Here is a 20,992-nt window from a genome sequence, read left to right as displayed (position 1 = left end):
ACTTCATTTTTCATATTCCACCATTTTCCTCAACGGAGCCAACAACCTTTCCAATACATTCTTGTCAGCAAGGATAATGTCTGCCGTACCTTTCAACTCACGCGAAACAGGCAGCTGCTTGCCGTAGTTGGTCTGCATGCCGTCAAGCAAAGTTATTTCTACTATATACATTCCCTCTTCCGTTGGAGCAGGAGAGATACTTGCAACCTGCCCTTTTACATAGCCAAACTCCTGGTCAGGATAATTATTCAGACGTATATGCACCCGCTATCCCACATGTACCTTACCCGAACCCTGCAAAGGAAGTAGAGCCTTACCTAACACCCTTGAACTGTCGGATGGCTGAATCGTGAAAACCGTTTCACCGGCTTTCACATTCTGGTTACGACTCCAAACCGTCATAAAAGTAACCTTCCCCCTGACCGGACTTTTCAATAAATAAGAGTGCTCCCATTCACTCAATTGCGCGGCTAACTGCTCTATGGCATTCTTTAAATCAGTCCGGCGACTCTGTTCCTCATCGTATGCTTGCTTACGTATATCCAACATATTCTCCTCATGTTGCACCAACTGCATTTCTGCCTGAAGCAAACTCATACGTACCTCTTCTTTAGAACGCAAACTTTGCAAATATCTGCTTCCAGACTCCTCAAATTCCGCAGCAATCATAGCCTTACGCACATATAGAATAGAATCACGGGTATACATACTTTCGACAAGCTTTATATCCTTATCAATCAACTCATACTCCCGCTCTGCCAACCGAAGATAGGAGCGTTGTCCACCCAGTTGTTTTTCCTGAAAACGAAGTTTCCGAGCGTAATAGTCCAACTCCATAAAACGTGCATATTCTGTAAGTGAAGTAATGAAAGCTGCAAAAACCGATTGCAGTTCCCCCAACTGCCAGCGCCTACCGGCAAAAAACTCCACCCCTTCCCGCCAGTCATAATCTTGCGCTTCCCAGGCTTTCATCCTCTCCTTAAGAAAACGCACATCTTCAGAAGACGCAGCATTGCCAATCACTCCTAAATCCGCATCCGCACTCACCAGACTCCCATTCTTCACATAAAGTGTATCCAGCTTCCCCGTAGCATGTGACAGCACAAAGGCGGGGGGCTCTTCCGTAGCCAGAGTCACCTCTGCCGCCAAGGTGTCCGGATACCTGAATATCCAACAACCAACCAGTACCATCAACAGAATCACTGCCAAGACAGTAATCCCACACCTCACCACCCAAGGAGAAATGTGGTTCATCACCTCCTGTACTTCTTCACTGCGAAGTTCTATATCCTTATATATCTTCTCTTCCTCCATTCATTAGCTACCCAATTCCAGCTGATTCTTAACCAGCCGATAATACATTCCTTTCCGCTCCGTCAGTTCCCGATGGGTACCTTCTTCCGCAATGCATCCCCTATCCAGCACCACAATCTTGTCGGCATCCTTCACCGTACTGAGCCTATGCGCCACTACCACTACGGTTTTCCCTTTATAGAATTCATGCAGATGTTCCATAATCTCCTTTTCATTATTCGCATCCAAGGCATTGGTAGCTTCGTCGAAGAAAAGAAATTCCGGATTTTTATATACGGCACGCGCTATCAGCAAACGTTGTTTCTGCCCCTGACTGATGCCGTTTCCCTCCATACCGATTTTGGTGTTATACCCCAATGGAAGCGAGTCTATGAAATCACGGATATTGGCCACCGCCACGGCATGGCGCAGCCGCTCCACATCGATCTGCTCCTCTCCCACAGCAATATTCTGCGCAATGGTTTCCGAAAAAATAAAGCCGTCCTGCATCACGGCTCCCGTCTTGGCACGCCACAAATGAGGATTTATGTTCTCCAACGAAGCATCCCCTACCTTCATGCTTCCTTTATTGGGCGAATAGAAACCTAGCATCAGTTTCACCAGAGTGGTCTTTCCACTCCCGCTCGCACCTACAATAGCTGTCACTTTATGTTCGGGAATCACCAAAGAGACATTATCCAGCACATAGTCTCTATCCGCTCCATCGTAACTGAAGCACACATTTTCCATTCTTAGCTCCCGCTTCTCAGGCAAAACAGACAATTTAGAAGCGATATCCTGCTCCTCGTCCGGCTTCCCATGTACCTCATTCAGCCGTTCCAGACTTATCTTGGCATCCTGAAACTGTTGCGCAAATCCTATAAAAGAAGAAACCGGCGCACTGAGCTGGCCGATGATATAAGTCAGAGACATCATCATACCCAGTGTCATCTGACCGTCTACCACTGCTTTTGCCGCTATAAAGGAGATTATAATATTCGTGGTCTGATTGAAAAATACAGAACCTACTTGTTGTACTTGCCCCAAAGCCAACCCTTTTACGCTGATTTTAAACAGTTTCACCTGAATACGCTCCCACTGCCAGCGCTTCTGTGTCTCGCAGTTGTTCAACTTAATCTCCTGCATAGCGGTCACCATCTGTACAAGGTTACTCTCCTCATCCGCAGCTTGTTCAAACCGTTTAAAATCCAATTCGCGACGATATTTCATAAAAAAAAGGATCCAAGCTACATACAATGAGTTCCCAATAAGGAAGATTACCAATATAGTCAAATTATAGTAAGCCAATACACCTGCAAATATAAAAAAAGTCACAAAAGAGAAAGCCGTGGATATGGATGAACCCATTAGGAAAGATCTTATCCGTCCATGATCCCTGATTCGCTGCATGATATCTCCCACAAATTTCACATCGAAAAAGTGTAATGGAAGTTTCATCAGTTTTATCAAAAAATCAGATATTAACGATATAGAAATACGTGCATTTACATGAAGCAATATCCAGCTTCGAATAAATTCGACTGAAAGTAAAGAAGTAGAAAGAACCACTTGTGAAATTAGTATCAAGGTTATGAAATTCAAATTACCGTCCCGAATACCTACATCCACCAAAGTCTGAGTCAAAAAAGGGAAGATAAGCTGTAATAAAGCAACTATCAACATCCCTAATACTAATTGTAACAACTGCTTTTTATAGGAAGTCAGGTATTTTATAAAGAACATCAACTTATGTCCTTGCCCAACTTCAGGCTCATCATCTTTTTCAAAGAAACGTGCTCCCGGCTCTAAAGCCAATACTATTCCGAGTTCTCTTGAGTCAGATTCTGCAGATAACCAATATCGTTTAATTTCCGCTTCCGAGTAAACAAGCAAACTACTGGCTGGATCTGCTATTTGAAAAAGGCATCTGCCTCTCTGCTTTTTTATGCCATAACAAACCACAAAATGATTCTGATTCCAATATAAAATGCAAGGTAAAGGCACATCTTTCTTCAACTGTTCCAATGTAATGCGTAGACCGACAGTACGAAGTCTTATAGACTCAGCCGCATCACTAAGTCCCATCAATGAAACACCTTCCCGCGATAGAAAAGAATATTCACGAAGAGTCTGTAGAGAATAATTTTTCCCATAATATTTTGCAATCATACGTAAGCACGCAGGACCACAATCCATTTTATCCAACTGCTTATAGTATGGAAAAGTTCTCATTCTATTTCGGATTCAATCTGTCTACATCAATAGAAACAACCTCTATCGAAGGAAGCCCCTCCCGATAAGCACCTATGATATACAATTTACCATCGGCATAACAAAATCCCGGTTTCTTTATACCATACGTAAAATAGCATGTATTCACTTCATTGGTCTCAATATTATAAATCTGTAAAACATTCGCATCATAAATATAAATCAAAACTCCGTTAAGAGCCACTTCCGGTGCGTACACCACCTCTTTCAAGTTACATAATGTTTTCCATTCGCCACTCAATAAATTAAAACTTCTTATAGTCCACTTCGAATCCGTGCTATTTCCACCTATCAAATAAACTGTATGTCCCGCCAAAACGCCCTTCAGATTATCCATCCATTCTTTGGGAATTTTTATTCCTGCGTCGTACCAAACACCGGTTTTCAAATCGAGCATATGCACCTTATCGGAATATTTATTCTTTTTAACCGTACCACCCATCACATACAAGCAATCATTATAAATAAACGTAATGGGGTTAACAGCCTGATGTGGAATACGCTTGTCCACATACACCGTATCTTTCTCTATATCATATACTTCAAGCTGAGGAGACGTAAATTCCAATCTACGATTAGTAGAAAAATACTTGCCTCCCAATATGAACAATTTGTTTTTATAACAATGCACAGCATGACCAATACGGGCCTTAAAAGAATGCCTGCACTTTTTCCAAGCATCCCGAGCAATGTCATATATAAACATTTTCTTCACCAAGTTATCATAACGTGTAACTCCTATACCCTTACCGCATATAGCATAAGATTCCTCTCCCGAAACAACATAAATTTTTCCATCACACGCAAGTACGGCAGAAGAATAAAGCCCTTGCGGCAAGTTATTCAAAAATTCATACTCACCGAAAGTACGCCTAGATTCTCCCTTCACTACCACTTCCTGCAGCGACTGGGAATAGCTATACAGCTTAACTATGTATCCAGAAGCCTCTAATTCTTTCAAAGTATATTTCATAGGCATATAGCCAACGTAAGAGAAGACAAGAGTATCATTCAGAATCCCCTGATTCCAATCACCAAGTTTAAATTTGCCCGAATCATCCGTTATGGCAATTCCAGTTGAATCACGTTGCAAATAGATATTGACCCCAGATAGCGGGGATTTATCTCTCCCGTCAATAACACATCCCCTAACCTGAGAATTTAAAGAAGAAGTACAGCAAAGGGAAAAAAGAAATATATATAATTTCATATAGCCAACGTATTCAACAACATATAAACGTTTTCTCTAACTTGTACACATCATGTCGGATCCATACTAAAACAACTATCCATGCCCATATCAAAGCATGCATCAGGGCTATAAAAACAACCTACAAAATCATTATAAGGAGTGCAACCATCCCATTCACAAGCAGGTGCACAATTTCCATCACAACGATTACAATCCGATGAGCATCCCCACATGGACGGACAAACGTAGGTCGGACAATCCATTCTTACACAAGTTTCACCAGCCCTTATAAGTTTCAACTCATTAGACTCCAATCTTTGCAATCTTGCATCTAAATTCAATTCTTCTTCAAATTCTACTTTAGTAGTATTCAAAGAGATAATTTCCATCTTCTCTTTCATAAATCTTCCTATTTTTAATAAACATTATTTATATAATTCTCAAAAAGTTCTTTTAGTTGCCTATATGATTTAAAACTATAAGGTAAGCATCCCTTCAGTTTCTCATATAATATATAATCATCTTGTTTTATTACGTCATATGGATTACAACCTTCTAATTTCTGCACAATTCTATCTGCATGAAACTTCAAATAGAATATAAAAATTATCATATTAATTATGTTACAACTTTTTCTTTTTGCATCAAAACATGAAATTGGCTCTATTTGCAACTGAGTTTCAATACGAGCTTTCAACTCATCAATCAGGACATACTTTAATGCTTTACGTCTCTCTATAGCCTCTCTAATAAAACCTTTCAAATCAGCTATTAGCTTTTTATTATCATATATAACTACCACATTTAGAATAAAAGCAACTGGCATATTGTGATGGTTCATCAGAAATCGCTGCTCGCTCCAACGCAAACCATCTCTACTAAATCCAAAAATACTGACCTTAATTCCTCTATGGGAAAAAGAGACTAAGAAGTTTTTATGACAATCCTCTTGTTGAAATAGGATATCAACATCACTATCAGCTCTATAAGTTCCTATAGCAACAGAACCACCAACCCCAATAGAAGCATCAGGATAGGCTTTATGCAAATAATCTACTACTTCACTCAATACTTTTCTCTGCATTAATTAACCTCCAACAATATTACACCATTATTTGCATACTTTTCAAGATAAAGATTCCGCATACACTTAAATATAACTTCACAGCGACACAATTTTTCAAATGTAAAATCCGATTTTAGCAAATTTTTCAGTTCGCATATATGAGACTCCAAAAAAACATTATCGGCATTCCATGTACAAAATGAAATTATTTCAGCTTCTACAATTCCCAAACGAATATCCATTTCTGCATTTTCTAAACTTTCAAGCAATTTAAAAAAACCAACAGTTACAGAAAAAAATTCTTTAGGAAGATACTTTTCTTCTCTGCATTTATCCGACTGTAAATACTTCAACACTATATCTTCAGTTTTCATCAATACCTTTCTTTATTTTTTCATTATAAATATACTTTATTTCGGCATTGAACAGACGAGAATAATCATTGCATGTACCTGATTGTAAATTTCCGGTTGTTCGTATGGCGTTTGCCAAACATCCTCCACCGCAAAACAACACATATTTACATTTAATACAAGAAAATTTACTAACTCTCGAATCAAACCATTTATCCGCAAACGTATCCTCCAATACAAAATCTGGCATATAGTGTCCCACTCTATATTCCCGTTGTCCCACAACATCCCAGCAAGAATAAATGTCACCCAAAGGATCAAATATAATCATACCAGATTGCGCACCGCAAAAATGACTTTTATAAGGAGTAGATTTCCCCAAAAGCATATTTGTCAACACCGACCTCACGTTATAATCCTGACACATAACTTTACCACATCCTTGTTTTTCCAATCCTTTTTGTAGATAAGTGCAGAAGAAACTACTTTGCGTAAACATCTCTTTCGAATATTCTCCATTTTCTCCTTTTATTGGAACTTCCTTTCTCAAGAGAGCATAATAAGCTTTAAAATTTTGGTATTGAAGCCACCCCTTTTCTTTGAAATAATCCAATAATTCATCAGCCCGTTCCATCGTATAAGGGTCTGTATTTATACGAATTGAAACCGAAATTCCAAGTTTGAGTAAACTATCTACGTTTGAAGTGATTTTAGCAAAAGAATCCTTATTCCTATAATGTGGTTTTCTCTCATTATGTATATCCTCTACTCCATCTATTGTTATTTGAAAAGAAAATATTTTAGAATTTTCTTCTAAATAATCCATATATTTATCCAAGTCATATCCATTAGATGTTACAGAAAACACATATCCCAGTTCTTTACCTTTCTGCACAATATACTCAAGCATTTCATAATTTTCAACCAAGAAAGGTTCTCCACCATACAAATGGATAGTTTTTCTACCAGTTTTATCCTTATCCTTTTCTATTATTATTTCATAGGCCTTATCTACTTGTTCCTTGGTTATCCTGCATTTGGGTAAACACGCGCATCCATTCAATATTGGGTCTTCATAACAATACACGCATCTCAGATTGCAATCATACGAAATTATAAAATGAAAACCGAAATTCTTCAAACGGACTTCATCATAAATTTTATCTAAAAGCCGTTTCACTAATTCCCTTTCATCTTCTTTCGACAAAGAGGTTATATACCCCCGCTTCACAAGCTTCTTCTTTGTTTCATCTGAAATATCACAATCGCTACCTTCATTCTTGAGATACTAGTATACATTCTGATTTACAATATCAAAAGCATGAGTATAACTGTTCAACAAAGCATAACGCCCTGTATCATCATCTACTTTTACTATTATATTATATGACGACGTTCTCATATTTCCATATCTTTACAAGTCAAAGTTACCAAAAGCATAAGCCCCTTCACCATTTCTTATTTCAAGCAAAAAAACACCAGAAGAACCTTGCGGTAATTGGATATTTTTCAATATAGGCGATACAACATTCTCGGAAGAAGAATAGATAACATCTCCATTTTGAGAGATTATAATTTCTATTTCACCGATAGCTTCATAGAAATCCAACTCTATAGAATGGCTTTCACTCAAAAATGCAGAGAAAGGAACGAGCATAGGTATAGAACGAGGCTCCTTTTCCCGACCATTTGGCATTGTAAAAGGTTCATCTGTGACAAACAGCTTTATTTCCACTCGCTCCACAGGCCCCGAATCAGTAGCTATTGCAGTTATTGACAACAAACCGCATAGGCTTAAAAGACACAAAAATCTCTTTAGTTTCATAGCATAAGAATTTCATTGTTATGCCATAAAGATAGTGCAAAAAGAAGAAATATAGACAATAAATATATGGACAATCTACATACACAATAAAACACTATATATCAGAATATTGCGCATCATTATTCATCTTTTATAATGGACAAATAGATGGGATTTGAACTGAAGAACGCCTCCAAATCATCTTGTTTACCCAAATGAAGCCTTTCTTTTAGCCTTTGTTTCTTCCTATAAATAGAGTTTTCTTCGCAATCAAAAGCAAGAAGCAGTTCTGTTGTAGAAAAACCTAATTTTATCAAAACAGATAACAAGAGATTATTTTCATTCAAATTATAATCTTTCCGCAGACGAGTAACAAAATTGCCGGACAATAAATCCACATATTCAAAAACATTCAATTTGTCTTGCCGGGTCATATTTTCCACAAGTAACAAGCCTTGTTTCAATTGGCCCAAAATATATGGAGCACTTACAGCAGAATTTTCACGGATTTCTTTATTCTCATTCATCAATATTTGCATTTTCTGATTTAATTTCCCAATCTTTTCTTTTGTATTTTCCACCGACAGCGCTTCCTTTTGTCTCAGTTCCTCTATTTGATGAATATATTGCCTAATTGCCAGTTCATTCTCTCTATACACCTTCAACTCCCTCTCCATACGCACTTTAAGGCGTTTCTTATATATTTTCCTATATTGCTTCTTTATCCCCCAATATAATACTATGCCCAAGCCTATCAATAGCAAGCACATGCATATCCATACATATTGCTGGATTTGTTTTTCTTGCGCAAGCAACCTATTTTCCATCATTAATTTGTCAGCCTCATATTTCCGCTGTAAAGTAAGAATTCTATTCTGCAAATCTATCTCCCGACTAATTCTCAACAATGAATCAGATTTTTCCTTATAGGCAAGTGCCCTAACATAATCAGTACGCTTTTTTTCCAACAAATAGAGATAATTATAAGCGCCAGATTGTGTATAGTCGTCTTTTGAAGCTAAAACCTTTTTCAAATACTTTTCTGCCTTTTCTAATTGACCAAGTTGCAGATAAGTATCTCCCAACGACATACAATAACAATAAGCGAGATGGGGAATTCGTTCATTTTTGACCGCCGAACAAAAATAGGTAATTGCCTCAGAATAGTTTTTTCTCTTTTTCTCCTGCTCACCCATAAAATGTAGCAGAGAAGAAAATACCGGAGACAAACTATCCCCTTTTAATAATGAGATTCCAGTCTTTGCATACCAAGTTGCACTATCACAATTTTGCTTAATCTCATAAATCCAAGCTATATTCCGATAACTATATACTATTTTCAAAGTATCACTCGTTTTCGTACTATAAAAAATAGACCTTCGATAATTATTAAGCGCCATATCATACATCTTCCGATCACTATTCAAAGAACCCATATACTGCTGAATTAAAGCCAGCATCTTATACTCTTTGGTCTTCTCCAACGCTGCATAGGCATCCAAATAGGCTTTCATAGCCATCGCTTCATTTTTTTGCAAATCCAGTACCTTACCATAATAGAGAAAAGCCTTTCCTATTTTTACTTTATCATCACCCTCTAAATAGTAATCTACCGCATTTTTTATCAACGAATCCGACTGCAAACTATCCAGATAGTTTTTATCACGTGCTTGTGTCAACAACAATGCATAATCTGCCCGCTGCTTTCCACGAAGCTTCTCTGGATGAGGAATTTGCTCCAACAGCAGCAATGCACTGTCAGGATATACATCCATATACCTCTCTACCTTATCAAAAGCATTGGATACGTTCTTCTCTACGCAAGAACCTAACAGTACGCAAACGGACAAAAGCCCAAGATATAACAGTTTTTTCATATGAACATGTTCTTTACCAGATTATCATTGCGTATACACAGAATCCTTTTGGAGATAAATATTCACACCAGCCAACGGCAATCCTTTTTCCCCATCAGTCACAATGCCATTTGTCTGCGCATTAGAAATAACTGTACAGCAGAATATTATGAACAGCACTATACATCACTTCATAATTCATGTATATATAATTAAACTTTGGATGAGAATAAGCTTTTTTACGGCCCCTCCCTTCAAAGATACAAAAAAACGCTTCAATAATGTACAAAAACAAGATAAATGTGACAAACAAAACAAATAGCTCAGAGCTTGTTTCCCCTTACATAGGCTTCCTTTCCATTTTCTGTACGGAGTTATCAGCGCCTATCGACCGTGATACGCTCTGCCAACGGCCGTCAACCACTCGACTAACGACCGTCAACAAGGTGCCTCATAGCCGTTGAACACCTATTACACTCATGGTTTCCCCATATTGTACACCTATCTTATTCCTATTATGAGCCCAGCTGCAGTCTATCGGTAAACAGTCTTTTACGAAGTTAATACCTTGTTTACACGAAACTCATATCGTGTAAACAAGATATTTGCAAATTGCTGTACATTCTATTAATAAACTAACAAACAAGATATTAACTTACTTTCCGGCGTATTTTCGCTGTGGAAGCAAAAGTTGCTTCCACCTTTTTGAGTTGCTTCCACAGCACTTGTAATGCCGATGAATAAAGGGATGCAGGAAGTGGGTGGAAGTGTGGAAGCAGAAATGATAAAACTAAGCAGAGATAATTTCCCCTTAAAAGCAATAAAACTCCAGAATCTGCTAGAGCAAAGCATCCTGCTTTCCCGGACCTTTTATAAAATTGTGCCAGTAAAGCTGACGACTGCTTCTCGCAAAGACGGGAATCATGTACCTGCTCCATCCAGCAGACGATCTCTCTCCAAACATCTACCGAAAGATGTGACAAGACTTCTGTCGGGGCTCCCCCCTTCTCCACCTTACGGAAGATTTCGACCAAAGCACACAACAAGCTGGACATTATCTGTTTACAACGGGAATGGGAACGGGATTCCCGGTTTCTGAAACGTAGCAGGAAATAGTACCCCAGCCACAAATAAACGGCGGTGACTTCTGCATGGATTTTCTCTATCTCTTCCGATGCACAACCAAGGCAGCATCAATTTCTTCCAGAATCGCATCCGTATCATCTTCTATGTAGTATTTCTGCGCAAGACACTCTATCACGCACCCCTATTTCGCTATATCCACACACTCTTGCGTACGCCCCATCCATACATGGGCTTCCTCCAACATCCGGAATGCTTTTTCTCCACATTCCGGAGCATCATAAAACCGATACTGACGAAACAACAGAAGAGACTGACATAATAGCTCATCCAAAGAGTACTCCGCACTTTCCATATTTAAAATTCAAGTATCCATTCAGGTTACAAAATCGAGCAAAAGTAATCATTTTCCAAGATAATCATGCCGTTCCGAAGTACAAAAAGAAAGCGCAACTTGTTTTTCATAATCAAACAAGCTGCGCTAATCCATATTATACAATAATTATCTGCTTACTTCAGCAAACTTTCCGCATCCAGGTGCTCCGCCTCAATATCCTTGAAGTAGCGGTAAGTACCCACCTTCAATTCTTCGGTAGCCGCATCGTCACAAACGATGATACCCTTTTCGTGCATCTGCAAGGCGCTGATGGTCCACATCTGCATCACGGGACCCTCGACTGCATGATAGAGGGCACGTGCCTTGTTGTGTCCGTTTACGATAATCATTACCTCGCGGGCGCTGAGCACAGTACCCACACCGACGGTCAGGGCAGTCTTGGGAACCTTGTTCACGTCGTTGTCAAAGAAACGGGAGTTGGCAATGATGGTATCGGTAGTCAATGTCTTCTGGCGGGTGCGTGACGCAAGGGAAGAACCTGGCTCGTTGAAAGCAATATGTCCGTCGGGGCCGATACCGCCCATGAAGAGGTCAATGCCGCCGTAGGACTTGATTTTCTCTTCATAGCGTGTACACTCGGCATCCAGGTCGGCAGCGTTGCCGTTCAGGATATTGGTGTTCTCCGGCTTGATGTCTATATGGCTGAAGAAGTTGTTCCACATAAAGGAATAGTAGCTTTCGGGATGTTCCTTGGGCAAACCTACATACTCGTCCATATTGAAAGTCACTACGTTCTGGAAAGACACGATGCCTTTCTTGTTCAGGTCGATAAGTTCCTTGTACATGCCCAACGGAGAAGAACCGGTGGGGCATCCCAATACAAACGGTTTTTCAGGTGTCGGATGAGCGGCCTTGATTTTGGCAGCCACATAATGTGCCGCCCACTTTGATACGGACTGATAATCCGATTGAATGATAAGTCTCATTGTGATTGTTTTTATTAGGTTAATAAATTAGGGGTAATTCAACTTTAATTACTTCTATCCTTCTTCAAACGCTCTGCCATGGCACGTGCCAGGTTTTCGCATTGTTCGTAAGTAATGTCCTTCATGGCCTGCTTCATCTCTACCGGGTCGCCCACAATCTCGAACTTGCTCTTTTCGGCAAACTCGCCCATACGCTTCACGGCAGCACCTGCCCAGCAGAAGGATCCGAAGTATCCCAGATAACGTCCCTTCACTTCGCGTACCAGAATCTTGGAAAGCAAGGATTCTATCTCAGGATAAATCTGGTTGCTGTAGGTGGGGCTGCCGATGATAAGTCCGCGATACTTGAAGATATCGGCAATGATATAAGAAGGATTGCTCTTGCTCACATTGTGCATCACGATGTTCTTGATGCCTTGTGCAGAAAGTTCCGCCGCAATGGCTTCCGCCATCTGCTCCGTGTTGCCGTACATGGAACCGTAAGCAATGACCACACCTTCGTCAGCAGCGTAACGGCTCAACTTGTCGTAGATGCCGATAACCTTGGCTATGTTTTCCGTCCACACCGGTCCGTGCGTGGAGCAGATAGTGGAAACGGGCAGACCGCCCAGCTTAGCCAACGCCTTCTGCACCGGAGAGCCGTACTTGCCTACGATGTTAGAATAGTAGCGAACCATCTCATCCCAGTATCTGTCCAGATTGATGCGGGTATCCAGGAACCCTCCGTCCAACGTGCCGAAACAGCCGAAACCGTCACCGGCGAAAAGAACTCCTTCCGTTTCGTCAAAAGTCATCATCGTCTCGGGCCAGTGCACCATCGGGGTCATATAGAAACGGAGTTTATGATGTCCCAAAGCCAGAAAATCCTCGTCCTTCACCATGTACTGTTCGCCCGTCACGCCATAAAAGCCCTCTATCATGCCGAAAGTCTGCTTGTTGCCCACGATGATGATGTCGGGGTAATGCTGCTTTATCAGACGGATAGAACCCGAATGGTCCGGTTCCATGTGGTTGATGATGAGATATTGGATGGGGCGCTCGCCGATGATACTCTTTATCTTGCGCAGATACACCTCGAAGTAGCAGATGTCTACCGTATCGACCAAAGCGACCATTTCGTCGTCTATCAGGTAAGAGTTGTAGGAAACCCCATACGGCAACGGCCACATACCTTCAAACAAATGCTTATTGCGGTCATTCACTCCCACGTAGTGGATTTTTCCTTTTATCACTGTTTTTGGGTTCATAATTATTCTTTATTTAGATTGATTCCATATTTAAAGTTGCGGCAAAAATAATTCTTTTTTCTCACATTTCATACTTCTTTCCCTGATATGCACCGAGTTCTTTCATTCTTTTTTGAACCCGATGATTAAATTCATAATTTTTCAGTCCCCAGTCAGGTGCAATGAGCAGTTCCTTAGGAGACTGGGAGACGAAACGCTCCAGCACCAAGTCCGGCCGCAGATGCTCGATATAGTCTATCACGAGGTCGATATATTCCTCCACATCAAACAGATGAAAATCTTCAGGATACTGCCGGTACTCCAGAGCCATGCGGGTACCCCTTATCAGTTGCAACTGGTGCATCTTCAAGGTAGTGAGTGGCAGGCGGGACAATACACCGGCTTGTGCTACGATACTTTCGTGCGTCTCGCCTGGCAGTCCGAGGATGACATGCCCACCGGTCAGGATTCCGCGTGAAGCGGTTCTTTCCACCGCATCGGCGGCGGCATGGAAAGTATGCCCGCGGTTGATGCGGCAAAGTGTCTTGTCGTCGGTACTCTCTATGCCGTACTCCACTAAGAGGAATGTATGCCGGTTCATCTCCTCCAGATAGTCCAGCAAGCTGTCGGGCATACAGTCCGGACGGGTGCCGATAACCAGGCCCACCACTCCGTCTGCCGACAAGGCCTCCTCGTATTTCCGCTTCAGGTCTTCCAATTCGCCATACGTATTGGTATAGGCCTGGAAATAGGCGAGATACTTCATCTCCGGATATTTGTGTGCAAAGAACTGCTTGCCCTCTTCCAGCTGGCGGGTAATGGATTTCTCCGTACGGCAATAATCGGGGTTGAAGGTCTGGTTGTTGCAATAGGTGCAACCGCCGACTCCTTTGTTTCCATCCCGGTTGGGGCACGTAAAACCGGCATTCAGCGATATTTTCTGTACCTTATAGGGAAAATATCGCTTCAGAAAAAAAGGGAACTCATTATAGAGCGTAGATTTGGTTTCCATACATATTCCTTATGTAAGTGGCAAATATAGGATTTTTCCGTGGGATGAACCTGCAAAAACAAGAATACTTTCCACTTGATTTGTTAACGAACATAAAACAAAGAATTTCCGCCTGCACTAAAAAATGTTTCATCTACTGATATATAACTAATTAATTGAGAAAGAGTACATCCAAGCTCAATTAAATTAAACACAATTTAGTGATTAGACACTCTTTTTACACACAATTTCCTCAGTTTATACTCCTCAAGAATGAAATAAATTCATAGCTTTGCATACAACCTTAATGAATCAACCTATAAATACTATAACACCATGGCAACAATCGCATTGGACATAGGCGGCACAAAAATAGCCAGCGCCATTTTCTTTCCGGACGGAAGCATGATGTTTAACCGCAAACGGCTCCTGAAAGGAAGAACCGGTCACGAAGTGGGCAAGCTCGCCGCGGATATCCTCGCCAAACTTCTTACCGTAGCACGCAGAAGCCGTATACACATCGACGGAATAGGTGTCTGCATCCCCGGTATCGTTTACTCCCAAACCAACCGGATATGGGCCCCCAACATACCGGGCTGGGATAACTACCCCCTCTATGAGGAGCTGCGCAGTGTAACGCCTCCGGGCATCGAGATATACATCGACAGCGACCGTACCTGCTATATGTATGGAGAGATGTGGCAAGGTGCCGCCAAAGAATGTCACAGTGCCATATTCATTGCCGTGGGAACCGGTATCGGTGCCGGCATCATCATCGACGGGCACGTGTTGCACGGAGCCAACGACATTATCGGCGCCACCGGCTGGATGGCCCTGCAACCTCCCTACCGGGAAGAGTATGACGCATGCGGATGTTTCGAATATTACGCTTCCGGCAATGGTATCGGGGCACGGGTACGCGATGCCGTACGCGCCAACAAGGCATACAAAGGGAAACTGCGCCAGAAACCCATCTGCCGCATATCGGCCTATGATATGTTCAGTGCCTATAATGAAAAAGACCCTATCGCCATCTCCGTATTGCACAAAGCCGTCGAGATGTGGGGCATGGCTTCCGCAAATCTGGTCAGCCTGCTCAACCCGCAGAAGATAATTTGGGGCAGAGGCGTCTTCGGCCCTGCCGGTATCTTTATAGATGACATTTATAAGGAAGCCTGCAAATGGGCGCAGCCGCTCAGCATCAAGCAGGTGGAATTTGTACCTTCTCAGTTGTCCGGTAATGCCGGACTGATAGGAGCAGCGTTTCTTGCCATCAAAAATCACTTGTATGAGTAACAGTTATCACAAGAATCTCGTATTCACGGCAGCGTGCATCGGGATGTGTTTCTTCGGAGTCTCCATGATTACATTGGGAGCAGTGTTGCCATCCCTCATAGCCAAGCTGAATCTGAGCGGGTTGCAGACAACCTCACTGGCCACTTTCCTGCCGCTGGGCATGCTGGCCGGTTCCCTGATTTTCGGTCCCATCGTAGACCGGTTCGGACATAAAGCCCTGCTGGTGCCCAGCTGCATCATCGTACTGCTGGGGATGGAAGGACTTGCCTTCTTTGAAAGTGTGCCATTACTGCAAGCTTCCATCGTCGGCATCGGCTTGGGCGGAGGCATCCTCAACGGAGAAACCAATGCATTGGTATCCGATATCTCGGGAGAATCCGAGAAAGGGTCGCGTCTCAGCTTTCTGGGCATGTTCTACGGACTGGGCGCATTGGGCATACCGATGTTGCTGGGCTCCCTTTCCAAGCATTATTCATTCGAAACCATCTTGCTGGGAATTGGTGTAGTGATGCTTGCGGGCATTATATTCTGCATCCCCGTACGCTTCCCCGCCCCTAAGCAGGCACAAGGTTTCCCGGTAAAAGAGGGATTGGGACTGCTGAAAGAAAGCAGCTTACTGCTACTCAGCTTCATTCTTTTTTTCCAAAGCGGCATTGAGGGTGTCTGCAACAATTGGTCCACAAGTTACTTTGGGCAGATGACGGATATTCCGGCCAATCAGGCATTGATTGCACTGACCTGCATGGTAGCGGGACTGACCGTGGCACGTATGGTGCAGGTTGCGATATTCAAGAAGATAAAACCGGAAACCGTACTGCCCTACAGCCTTACGCTCACTGCCATAGGATTCTGTTTCCTTATGTTCTCGCCGGGTTTTGCACGCGCAGCAGTCGGCATGGTGCTGGTAGGTATGGGGCTGTCGGCCACGTATCCCGTGATACTCAGCATTCTTGGAAGCCGGTACCCGTCCTTATCGGGAACAGCATTCAGCGTGGCGCTTGCCATAGCCCTCATTGGCCAGACTGCAATGAATGGCCTGATGGGAATGGTTTCCCAATACACCAATGGCATCGGGCTTTATCCTTATCTGATGATTGCCTCACTTGCCGTCATGCTCCTTTTGTATAAACGCTCACTCAAATAAATTTATTAACTTCTTAAAAAACAAAAAAGTTATGTTAGCACTCGAATGGTTAAAGAATGCCCATGGCATTATGGAAAAGCTGGAAGCTACCCAGTTGGAAAACATCAAAAAAGCAGCCACTGTTATGGCAGACTCCATCGAAACCGGTCGTTGGGTCCACACGTTTGGTTGCGGCCACGCAACGATTCCCGTAGAAGAAATGTATCCGCGTATCGGCAGCTTTGTAGGATTCCACCCGCTTTGCGAATTGCCTCTGACATTCTTCACGCAGATTATCGGCCAGATGGGTATTCATCAGTTCCTCTTCCTGGAACGGGCAGAAGGCTACGGCCAGGAAATTATGAAGAACTATGATTTTGATTCCAAAGACTGTATGTGGATTTTCTCACATACCGGTATCAATGCCGTCAATATAGACATGGCATTGGAAGCCAAGAAGCGCGGCATGAAAGTTATTGTATACGGTTCGGCCAGCGAAACGGGCGACAAGGCCAGCCGCCACTCCAGCGGAAAGAACCTCTTCCAGTTGGCAGATATCGTAGTGGATTCCTGCGTTCCCCTGGTAGACGCCTCCGTACCTTTGAAGAACCACTTCGACAAGGTAGGTCCGTTGTCTACATTGAGTTTCGTCACCATGGTATGGATGACCATCACTACCGTTGCCGAAATCCTTGCCGACCGTGGCGTACACTTGTACATCCATCCGTCGCACAACGTTCCGGGTGACACAACCGCCCACGAACGACTGGATGCAGCCATTGCAGAATATCAAAGAAAAGTCAAGTGCTTGTAACGAAAGATATTCCAATCATCATCTCATCCAATCATCATCTATGAGTGACGGACGTCCGTCCCTGCTTCGCCCCCAAGGAGCAGGACGGGCTTTTTCTGTTCAAAAAGAATAAAATCGGCCCACTGCTTCGATAAATCTTCCCTTTGTTGTATATTTGTTCCCCAGAAAAAAGATGGAAACAGATAAGCATAAAAGATAGATATGAAACAGATAAGCATCGCACTTCTCCTCTGCCTCTGTACGCTGGCAGGTTTCGCCCAAGGTGGCAAGGCGCTCGATTTGAAAGAAATCATATCGGGCAAGTTCACTCCGAAGAACATTTCCGGCGTTATCCCCATCCCGGGAGACGGAGAACATTATTCGCAAATGAATGCGGACAGGACACAAATCATCAAATACTCCTTCAAAACGGGAAAACCCGTGGAAGTGCTGTTTGATGCCGCTACCGCACGCGAATGCACGTTCAAGACATTTGACAGCTACAGCTTTGCTCCGGACGGCAGCAAACTGCTCATTGCCACCGAAACAACTCCCATCTACCGCCATTCCTATACGGCTGTGCATTACATCTACAGCCTGAAGCGCAATCTGGACGGTAAAATCAACAATATTGTGGAAAAACTTTCGGACGGCGGCCCGCAGCAGGTGCCCGTATTTTCACCGGACGGCAACCAGGTGGCTTTTGTACGCGACAACAATATCTTCCTTGTGAAACTGCTCTATGGCAACAGCGAAAGCCAGGTGACGGAAGACGGAAAACAGAACGAGGTGCTGAACGGCATCCCCGATTGGGTTTACGAAGAGGAGTTCTCCTTCAACCGTGCGTTGGAATTCAGTGCCGACAGCCAGATGCTGGCTTTCATCCGCTTCGACGAGAAAGATGTTCCCTCCTACTCTTTCCCTCTTTTTGCCGGACAAGCCCCCCACTTCACCCCTTTCGAGAAGTATCCGGGAGAGTATACTTACAAATATCCTAAAACGGGAGAAGTAAATTCCAAAGTGTCCGTACACACCTTCGATATCAAGTCGAAAGTGACCCGCAAGATAAACGTGCCGGTAGATGCAGACGGCTATATTCCCCGCATCCGCTTTACCCAAGACCCCAACAAGCTTGCCGTCATGACACTGAACCGCCATCAGAACCGGTTCGACCTATACTTTGCCGACCCTCGCAGCACGGTAGCCAAACTGGCTCTGCGTGATGAAAGCGATACCTATATCCGCGAGAATGTATTCGACAACATCGTCTTCTATCCGGAAAATTTCAGCTTTGTCAGCGAAAAGAGCGGATACAACCATCTGTACTGGTATAGCATAGGTGGCAATCTGCTGAAACAAGTGACAGCCGGACCATATGAAGTGCAGGAGTTCCTGGGTTATGACCCCGAAGAAGGAAGCTTCTACTTCAGCAGCAACGAGGAAAGCCCCATGCGCAGTGCCATCTACAAGATTGACCGGAAAGGCAAAAAGACCAGGCTATCGTCACAAGCCGGAACAAACAGTGCGCAGTTCAGTACGAACATGAAGTACTATATGAACCGTTATTCCAATCTGGATACTCCGACCGTCATTACACTGAACGACAATACGGGCAAGACTCTTGCCACCCTGATGGACAATGCGGCATTGAAGCAGGAAATCAGTGGCTATGACATGCCACGAAAGGAATTCTTCACTTTCCAGACTTCCGACGGAACCACATTGAATGGCTGGATGATGAAACCTGCCGACTTCTCCGCCGGCAAGAAATACCCGGTACTGATGTACCAGTACAGCGGCCCCGGTTCACAGCAAGTGCTTGACAAGTTCAGTGTAAGCTGGGAAACCTACATGGCATCGCAAGGCTATATCGTGGTTTGCGTAGACGGGCGTGGCACCGGAGGACGTGGTGCCGAATTCGCCAAATGCACCTATCTGAACCTGGGTATCAAGGAAGCCAAAGACCAGGTGGAAACCGCCCTCTACATGGGCAACCAGCCTTATGTGGACAAAAACCGCATCGGAATCTGGGGATGGAGTTACGGTGGATACATGACCATTATGAGTATGAGTGAAGGAACACCGGTATTCAAGGCCGGAGTAGCCGTAGCTGCCGTTACCGACTGGAACTACTACGACACCGTTTACGGCGAACGCTTTATGCGCACACCGAAAGAAAACGCCGAAGGCTATAAGGCCAGTTCCGCCTTTACCCGTGCCGACAAGTTGCACGGCAACCTGCTGCTAGTACACGGCATGGCAGACGACAATGTACACTTCCAGAACTGTGCCGAATATGCCGAACAACTGGTACAGCTCGGCAAACAGTTCGATATGCAGGTTTACACCAACCGCAACCACAGTATCTACGGAGGAAATACCCGGTTACACCTATATACGCGGTTGACCAACTTCTTCAACAAAGAATTGAAATAATGCCTGAAAGAGTACGTAAGCCTGAATGGCTCAAAATAAGCATCGGTGCCAACGAGCGCTATACCGAGACCAAACGCATTGTCGAGTCGCATTGCCTCCATACCATCTGCAGCAGCGGCCGTTGCCCCAATATGGGGGAATGTTGGGGGAAAGGCACCGCAACCTTCATGATTGGGGGAAATATCTGCACCCGGTGCTGTAAGTTCTGCAACACAGCAAGCGGGAAGCCCTTGCCGCTGGATGCCGATGAGCCTACACATGTGGCAGAATCCATCGCCTTGATGAAACTCTCCCATGCAGTCGTCACCTCTGTAGACCGTGACGACCTGCCCGACTTAGGCGCATCGCACTGGGTACGTACCATCCGGGAAATCAAGCGGCTCAATCCGGACACCACCGTCGAAGTGCTGATTCCCGACTTCCAGGGAAGAAAGGAGCTCGTGGCACAAGTTATCGATGCACAACCGGAAATCATTTCGCACAACATGGAGACTGTCCGCCGCATCAGCCCCCTCGTGCGCAGTGCCGCCAAGTATGAGACAAGCCTGGAAGTGTTGCGGCAGATTGCAGAAAGCAATACCACCACCAAGTCCGGCATTATGGTGGGATTGGGCGAGACTCCGGAAGAAGTGGAAGAACTGATGGACGACCTTCGCCAAGTGGGCTGTCACATACTGACCATAGGGCAATACCTTCAACCCACACACAAACATTATCCGGTAGCGGCATATATTACTCCCGAACAATTTGCACTCTACAAAGAGAAAGGATTGGAAAAAGGGTTTCAGCAAGTGGAAAGCGCCCCATTGGTACGCTCCTCCTATCATGCAGAAAAACAGATTCATTTTATACAAAAAAGAAGTAAAACAGGAAACATTTAAATCTC

17 protein-coding genes and 1 pseudogene are annotated in these 20,992 nt (G+C 43.6%); 5 read left to right on the top strand and 13 right to left on the bottom strand.

Translation table 11 applies throughout. The annotated features are described in order from the left end of the window. Positions 1–3 precede the first annotated feature (3 nt). The 13 genes and pseudogenes from EYA81_RS12120 to EYA81_RS12055 all read right to left on the bottom strand — a co-directional run bounded on the left by EYA81_RS12120 (position 4) and on the right by EYA81_RS12055 (position 14,479). Positions 4–1,314: pseudogene (locus EYA81_RS12120) on the bottom strand (HlyD family secretion protein). Positions 1,315–1,317: 3 nt separating this feature from the next. After that, the gene (locus tag EYA81_RS12115) at positions 1,318–3,525 is read right to left on the bottom strand and encodes a peptidase domain-containing ABC transporter (protein ID WP_131225831.1); all 2,208 of its coding nucleotides are present in this window, start codon (positions 3,523–3,525) and stop codon (positions 1,318–1,320) included. 1 nt (position 3,526) lies between these two features. Continuing rightward, on the bottom strand, positions 3,527–4,774 hold the full coding sequence (locus tag EYA81_RS12110; RefSeq protein ID WP_131225829.1) for a carboxypeptidase-like regulatory domain-containing protein: 1,248 nt from the start codon (positions 4,772–4,774) through the stop codon (positions 3,527–3,529). A 50-nt stretch (positions 4,775–4,824) separates the two neighbouring features. After that, positions 4,825–5,157, bottom strand: coding sequence for a hypothetical protein (locus EYA81_RS12105; protein ID WP_131225827.1), 333 nt, complete (start codon positions 5,155–5,157; stop codon positions 4,825–4,827). Between the two features lie 14 nt (positions 5,158–5,171). Continuing rightward, positions 5,172–5,825, bottom strand: coding sequence for a nucleotidyltransferase domain-containing protein (locus EYA81_RS12100; RefSeq protein ID WP_165491388.1), 654 nt, complete (start codon positions 5,823–5,825; stop codon positions 5,172–5,174). Between the two features lie 14 nt (positions 5,826–5,839). Then, positions 5,840–6,196: a hypothetical protein gene (locus EYA81_RS12095; protein WP_131225823.1), complete on the bottom strand. Its 357-nt coding sequence runs from the start codon at positions 6,194–6,196 to the stop codon at positions 5,840–5,842. After that, entirely contained in the window at positions 6,186–7,382 is a 1,197-nt protein-coding gene (locus EYA81_RS12090) for a radical SAM/SPASM domain-containing protein (protein ID WP_242672385.1), read from the bottom strand. Before EYA81_RS12090 ends, EYA81_RS12095 begins: the two co-directional genes overlap by 11 nt. A gap of 207 nt (positions 7,383–7,589) precedes the next feature. Next, positions 7,590–8,000, bottom strand: coding sequence for a DUF3244 domain-containing protein (locus EYA81_RS12085; RefSeq protein WP_226791305.1), 411 nt, complete (start codon positions 7,998–8,000; stop codon positions 7,590–7,592). 119 nt (positions 8,001–8,119) lie between these two features. Further along, positions 8,120–9,856, bottom strand: a complete 1,737-nt coding sequence (locus EYA81_RS12080) for a hypothetical protein (RefSeq protein ID WP_131225822.1) — start codon at positions 9,854–9,856, stop codon at positions 8,120–8,122. Between the two features lie 1,246 nt (positions 9,857–11,102). Continuing rightward, complete coding sequence (locus EYA81_RS19670) at positions 11,103–11,273, bottom strand: hypothetical protein (protein WP_242672384.1); 171 nt, start codon at positions 11,271–11,273, stop codon at positions 11,103–11,105. A gap of 155 nt (positions 11,274–11,428) precedes the next feature. Further along, positions 11,429–12,241: a glucosamine-6-phosphate deaminase gene (gene nagB / locus EYA81_RS12065; RefSeq protein ID WP_131225819.1), complete on the bottom strand. Its 813-nt coding sequence runs from the start codon at positions 12,239–12,241 to the stop codon at positions 11,429–11,431. Between the two features lie 44 nt (positions 12,242–12,285). Further along, positions 12,286–13,488, bottom strand: a complete 1,203-nt coding sequence (locus EYA81_RS12060) for an FprA family A-type flavoprotein (RefSeq protein WP_131225817.1) — start codon at positions 13,486–13,488, stop codon at positions 12,286–12,288. A gap of 61 nt (positions 13,489–13,549) precedes the next feature. After that, the gene (locus EYA81_RS12055) at positions 13,550–14,479 is read right to left on the bottom strand and encodes a TIGR01212 family radical SAM protein (protein ID WP_131225815.1); all 930 of its coding nucleotides are present in this window, start codon (positions 14,477–14,479) and stop codon (positions 13,550–13,552) included. Between the two features lie 315 nt (positions 14,480–14,794). Between EYA81_RS12055 and EYA81_RS12050 the strand changes: the two genes are divergently transcribed. The 5 genes from EYA81_RS12050 (at position 14,795) to lipA (ending at position 20,987) form a co-directional block, all read left to right on the top strand. Further along, complete coding sequence (locus EYA81_RS12050) at positions 14,795–15,754, top strand: ROK family protein (RefSeq protein WP_131225813.1); 960 nt, start codon at positions 14,795–14,797, stop codon at positions 15,752–15,754. Then, positions 15,747–16,898 carry a sugar MFS transporter gene (locus tag EYA81_RS12045; RefSeq protein WP_117599341.1) on the top strand — a complete coding sequence of 384 codons (1,152 nt, stop codon included), beginning with the start codon at positions 15,747–15,749 and terminating at the stop codon, positions 16,896–16,898. Before EYA81_RS12050 ends, EYA81_RS12045 begins: the two co-directional genes overlap by 8 nt. A 31-nt stretch (positions 16,899–16,929) precedes the next feature. Then, positions 16,930–17,691, top strand: a complete 762-nt coding sequence (locus tag EYA81_RS12040; protein ID WP_117599340.1) for a sugar isomerase domain-containing protein — start codon at positions 16,930–16,932, stop codon at positions 17,689–17,691. A gap of 201 nt (positions 17,692–17,892) precedes the next feature. Further along, positions 17,893–20,106, top strand: a complete 2,214-nt coding sequence (locus EYA81_RS12035) for a S9 family peptidase (RefSeq protein WP_117599339.1) — start codon at positions 17,893–17,895, stop codon at positions 20,104–20,106. Beyond that, positions 20,106–20,987, top strand: coding sequence for a lipoyl synthase (lipA, locus tag EYA81_RS12030; protein ID WP_117599338.1), 882 nt, complete (start codon positions 20,106–20,108; stop codon positions 20,985–20,987). Before EYA81_RS12035 ends, lipA begins: the two co-directional genes overlap by 1 nt. Positions 20,988–20,992 lie beyond the last annotated feature (5 nt).

It is taken from the genome of Bacteroides sp. A1C1 (assembly GCF_004328515.1).
Taxonomy (GTDB): domain Bacteria; phylum Bacteroidota; class Bacteroidia; order Bacteroidales; family Bacteroidaceae; genus Bacteroides; species Bacteroides uniformis.
This window is presented reverse-complemented; position numbering and strand designations above follow the sequence as displayed.